This window comes from Rhizobium sp. RM (assembly GCF_013390595.1).
GTDB lineage: Bacteria > Pseudomonadota > Alphaproteobacteria > Rhizobiales > Rhizobiaceae > Agrobacterium.
In genome coordinates this window covers 1-3100 of the sequence record NZ_JACAWV010000017.1, presented here as the reverse complement: position 1 = coordinate 3100, position 3100 = coordinate 1, and the positions used below count along the sequence as shown (strand labels likewise).

Sequence of the window (3100 nt, the reverse complement as noted above, 5' to 3'; positions counted from 1 at the left end):
CTTCCGCGCACAAGGCGGTCAAGCTTCTGAAAAACGGTACCCTGAAAACCTATCCAGGCTTCTCGCACGGTATGCTCACCGTCAACGCAGACACGCTCAACGAGGATATCCTCGCTTTCATCAAAGCGTGATATGAGCCATGGCCGCAGCAGGAAACTGCTGCGGCCATTTTTGCAGACCGAGTTGAAGAACAATCGAGACCATGATGCTTTTGACGCCCGAACTTGTTGCCCTGACCATGCGGGATGTCCGAGATGATGGTCCGGAACCCGGGTGGACACCGCTTTGCGAGGCGGAACTGGAGCAGCTTGTTGACCGGATCGAAAGCGAAGCTGGCACCGATCCCCTCCTGGTTTTTGCCTATGGTTCGCTGATCTGGAATCCCGAATTTGAGCCGGTTGGCCGCCAGCGCGGAACGGCTTTCGGGTGGCACAGATCCTTTTCACTGAAAATTGAGCGGTGGCGGGCGACGAGCGATCAGCCGGGACTGATGATGGTGCTTGAGCGTGGCGGGCGGTGCGACGGGATTGTTTTTGAGCTCTCGCCTGAGCGCCGACGCCAGGATCTTCGCGGACTGGTAGCGCGCGAGATCAGGTATCGGGAGGTGATGGACATGATCCGCTGGCTTCCCGTGCGAACCGAAAGAGGCGTGCGCAAGGCCCTGACATTCTGGGCAAGCACAAAACGTCACGGGCTGACACAGCCCTTGCCGATCGAGGAAGCATCGTCGCTCATCGCAAAGGCTTGTGGCCAGGGTGGGTCGTGCGCCGAATATCTGCACAACACTGTCGTTGACCTTCAGGCCGAGGGGATTCGTGACCGCAATCTGTGGCGTTTGCAGGCGCTGGTGGCTCAAGACATCATCGCAGGTCGCGACGCCTAATCCGACCATCGCTAGGATGTGTCGCTCAATGCAGTTGGCGTGAGCGGCCGTAGCAATGGGCAATGTGAGAACTGAAAGCCAATCCGACATGCAAGAGGAGGCCGTGCCTGGTGTTCTCCGGCATCTCGAAGAACGACATCATCGCCGCTCCGATATTGCTGATGATGCGGTCCTCTATGCCCCGACAGATGGTGAGGTCGTCGATGTGCGGTTCGCCAGCTTCCTCGCGAAGCTCTTTCAGATGTTGGCGGGGGATGTGGAAGGCGAGTGCCTCGAACTGCCCTTTGATGGAAATGGAGGCTCCATGCTCCAGGCTGATCAGGCAGATGGAGCCTTTCGGGTAGGTTCTGAGCGGTGTCGGAAGGCGGTTCGGCCAGAGATCGCGGTGCTCGACATCCGCCAGATAAAGCACCACAAGAAATGCGTCGTCTGCCGGCAGTACGACTGGATCACTCTCGACTTCGTAAAAACGGCAGAGATGGGTGATGGCCAGTTTGGTTTTCCCGAACGGCTGTGTCACCATCGACTGTGCGTTTGCGGCCCCAAAAGAGCCTGCAATTCTCTCGCCTGCGTCCAACATTGCACCTATAACGATTGTGCCGATCGTCCTCCCGATCTCTGCAACCATAGCGTCTGGAAATAATTTTAGAAATGTCCCGTGTCGCAATTTTCGATCATTTCCCTGGTCGACAAAACGCATGGCATTCGACAAGGATGCGGAGCCGGGCTACGGAATCGTAGTACAGGTACGGCAACATCTTTAAAGCAGAAGAGAAGGTAGTTCTCTGTGAGCGATCGTTCCACAGGTATGTCACAACCTCCTGCGAAACAGGCAGTTGATAGCTTCGGTTGTCCGTTCGACAAGCTTTACAAAAACCAGACCCTGAGCGGCGCGGATATCAGGTTTTTCCGGAAGGGAACGCGGGATGACCAGCTTGAGCAGGTCGCGACCGAACCGAGTGATCGTGGTTTTGCGATCGGTGTTTCGACGCTTGGCGGGCATACGCGGCGCATTTTTGGTGCGCAAAAGACGACAAGCCATATGTTCGTGGAAAACTCCATCTACATCCGCGATCTCTCTGATGCCTATAAGGCAGACCTCGGTGGACCGTTTGATTTCCTGTTGCTGGAGATCTCCCCGGCAGCGCTGACAAGGATTGCCGATGAAGCGGAGCTTACCGGTATCTCGTCTTTGATGGGAGAGACAGCATCCAAGGATATCGTGCTTGCCAATCTGGTGCGTGCTCTGATCCCCGCCCTTGAAAAACCGGAGGAAACCAGCGCTCTGTTTGTCGATCAAATGGCAACAGCAATCGGTACATATCTGGTCCAGCGCTACGGCGGAAAAACAATCACGACCACCAACCGCTCCAGAAAGCTGTCGCGATCGCAAGAGCTGATGGCAAAGAACCTTCTGATCGACAATCTGGATGGGGAGATCGCGGTTCAGGATGTCGCGCGGGCCTGCAATCTGTCTCGCGGTTATTTCATTCGCGCCTTTCGAGATACAACGGGAATGACCCCTTACCAATGGCTGATTCAGGAGAGGATCAGCAGGGCGCGCGAGCTACTGCAGAACCCGGAGGTTTCGCTTTCGGAGGTGGCGATTTCATGTGGGTTTGCCGATCAGAGCCACTTTACGCGTGTTTTCTCCAACGTTGTGGGGACATCGCCCGGGCATTGGCGACGCAACGTCTGACGACAGCCAAGGGCTTTTCGTCGCTGACATATTTGGGCCGTTGACGGGATCGTGACAGGTCTGGTCCCGAACCTATGTGACTAATCGTCAAAGCGGATGACTTCGAGACAAGACCCTCAAGGGCATTTGAGCGATTGTTCGCGCCGTTGCACCGGTCGCAGTGCGGTCCGCATATTGTTTCAATAATCGCAATTCATTCGCAATTATTATTGCAATTCTGTGCCGCGTTCGGTTGGGCTAGTTATAGCTCCAACAGAGACGCGACGGACACACCGGACAACACCAGATGACACACCGGTCACGCCCAAGCGACGACGTTTCAACCCAGCCGCCTTTGGCCATCATTTTACGGAGAACCACCATGTCGAAGCTTGAAGTCCTGACCCCCGCCAACAGCCAGCTCATCTTCATCGACCAGCAGCCGCAGATGGCTTTCGGCGTCCAGTCGATCGACCGCCAGACGCTGAAGAACAACGTCGTCGGTCTCGCCAAGGCTGCCAGGATCTTCAACATCCCGA

At 56.0% G+C, this 3100-nt stretch carries 3 protein-coding genes and 2 pseudogenes; 4 read left to right on the top strand and 1 reads right to left on the bottom strand.

The genetic code is table 11. The annotated features are described in order from the left end of the window. Together HWX89_RS26275 and HWX89_RS15020 are read left to right on the top strand one after the other, a co-directional pair. Window positions 1–131, top strand: a pseudogene (locus tag HWX89_RS26275) (alpha/beta fold hydrolase); the annotation flags it as partial. Between the two features lie 74 nt (window positions 132–205). Then, a complete protein-coding gene (locus HWX89_RS15020; RefSeq protein WP_138794135.1) occupies window positions 206–883 on the top strand; it encodes a gamma-glutamylcyclotransferase in 678 nt (225 codons plus the stop codon). 25 nt (window positions 884–908) lie between these two features. Here the strand turns inward: HWX89_RS15020 and HWX89_RS15015 are convergent, their stop codons facing one another. Beyond that, a complete protein-coding gene (locus tag HWX89_RS15015; protein ID WP_210271416.1) occupies window positions 909–1511 on the bottom strand; it encodes a hypothetical protein in 603 nt (200 codons plus the stop codon). A gap of 159 nt (window positions 1512–1670) precedes the next feature. Between HWX89_RS15015 and HWX89_RS15010 the strand changes: the two genes are divergently transcribed. Then, window positions 1671–2582: a helix-turn-helix domain-containing protein gene (locus HWX89_RS15010; protein WP_502707599.1), complete on the top strand. Its 912-nt coding sequence runs from the start codon at window positions 1671–1673 to the stop codon at window positions 2580–2582. Window positions 2583–2943: 361 nt separating this feature from the next. Then, window positions 2944–3100: pseudogene (locus tag HWX89_RS15005) on the top strand (hydrolase); the annotation flags it as partial.

What these genes read in the sequence shown, in the direction of transcription:
- HWX89_RS15020 (WP_138794135.1), top strand. Translation starts at nt 206, where the DNA reads ATGCTTTTGACGCCCGAACTTGTTGCCCTGACCATGCGGGATGTCCGA.
- HWX89_RS15015 (WP_210271416.1), bottom strand. Translation starts at nt 1,511, where the DNA reads ATGGTTGCAGAGATCGGGAGGACGATCGGCACAATCGTTATAGGTGCA.